Genomic DNA, 1869 nt, shown 5'->3' with positions numbered 1-1869 from the left:
GGGGCTCCCGCCTTCACCCAGGACCCCGAGCGCGTCGACCGCCTGCGCCGCGAGGCGCGCCTGCTCGCCTCGCTGAACCACCCGCACATCGCGGCGATCTACGGCCTCGTCGAGACGGCCGGCGAGGCCCCGGCCCTCGTGCTCGAGCTGGTCGAGGGCGGCACCCTGGCGGCGCGGCTCGCGCGGGGGGCGCTCCCGCTCGCCGAGGCGCTGGAGATCGCGCGGCAGATGGCCGCCGGCCTGGAGGCGGCGCACGAGCAGGGGGTCATCCACCGCGACCTCAAGCCCGCGAACGTGATGCTGACCGGCAAGGGCGCGGTGAAGCTGGTGGACTTCGGCCTCGCGCGCTCGGGGCCGGCGGGCGCGGAGCCCGACGCCTCGACGCGCTCGCTCACGCTGGAGGCGCAGGGCACCGTCTTCGGGACGCCCGGCTACATGAGCCCCGAGCAGGCGCGGGGTCTGCCGCTGGATCCGCGCACGGACGTCTTCGCTTTCGGCTGCGTGCTCTTCGAGTGCCTGGCCGGGGGGCCCGCCTTCGGCGGCGCGGGCGCGCTGGAGGTGCTGGCGCGCACGCTGGAGGGGGAGCCGAACTGGGCCCTGCTGCCGGGCGGACTGCCGGAGGCCCTGCGCGTCCTGCTCGCCAGCTGCCTGGCGCGGGACGCCGCGGCGCGCCCGGCCGACATGGGCGCCGTGCGGCGGGCGCTGGCCGCGCTCGAGGCGGCCGGCGCGGCGGCGGCCCCGCCTGCTGCGGCGCACAACCTGCCGCTTGCCTTGACGCGCTTCATCGGCCGCGAGCGCGAGCTGGCCGAGCTGAAGCGCCTCGTCGGCTTCGCGCGCCTGGTGACGGTCACGGGCCCCGGCGGCTGCGGCAAGACGCGCCTCGCCCTCGAGCTGGCGCGGGCGCTGGCGCCGGCCTATCCGGACAGCGTCTGGCTCGTCGAATTCGCCCGCGTGGGCGAAGCCGAGCGCGTGCCGCAGGCGGCGGCCGCGGCGCTCGGCCTGCGCGAGGAGACCGCGCGGCCGCTGGCCGAGACCCTCGCCGAGCACCTGCGCGAGAAGGCCTGCTTGCTCGTCCTCGACAACTGCGAGCACCTGCTGGCCCCCTGCGCGGCCCTCGCCCACGCGCTGCTCGCCGGCTGCCCGCGCCTGAAGATCCTCGCCACGAGCCGCGAGCGCTTCGCCCTGGCGGGCGAGCAGGACTTCCCGCTCGCCTCGCTCACGCTGCCCGCGAGCGAGGATCCCGCGCGCCTCGCCCAGTCGGAGGCCCTGCGCCTCTTCGTCGACCGCGCGCGCCTCGTGCGCCCCGACTGGACGCTCGGCGCCGAGGCGACGCCCGTCGTCGCCCGCATCTGCCGGCGCCTGGACGGCATCCCGCTCGCGATCGAGCTGGCGGCGGCGCGCGTGCGCGTGCTGGACGTGGCGGCGATCGAGGCGCGTCTCGACGACCGCTTTCGCCTCCTGACCAGCGCCGGCGCGCCGGGCGCTGGCGGCGCGGCCCTACCGCAGCACCAGACGCTGCGCGCGGCCCTCGACTGGAGCTACGACCTGCTGACGGCGGACGAGCAGCGCCTGCTGCGCGGGCTGGCCGTTTTCGCGGGCGGCTGGAGCCTGGAGCTGGCGACGGCGGTCTGCGGCGAGGGCCGCGACGAGTTCGAAATGCTCGAGCAGCTCACGCACTTCGTCGACAAGTCGCTGGTGGTGGTGGCGAGCGGCCCGGGCGGCGAGGCGCGCTACCAGCTCCTCGAGACGGTGCGCGAGTACGGGCTCGCGGCGCTCGTGCAGGCGGGCGAGAGCGCCCTGCGGCGGGACGCGCACCTGGACGCGCTGCTCGCCCTCGGCGAGCAGGCCTCGCCGCACCTGAAGGGCGCT

1 protein-coding gene is annotated in these 1869 nt (G+C 77.2%); it reads left to right on the top strand.

The window, feature by feature from the left end; all coding sequences use genetic code 11:
- Positions 1-1869, top strand: a 1869-nt coding sequence (locus FJ251_16020) for a hypothetical protein (GenBank protein MBM4119207.1), incomplete at both ends; no start/stop codon positions are given.

Source organism: bacterium, from assembly GCA_016873475.1.
Lineage (GTDB): Bacteria > Krumholzibacteriota > Krumholzibacteriia > JACNKJ01 > JACNKJ01 > VGXI01.
This window is presented reverse-complemented; position numbering and strand designations above follow the sequence as displayed.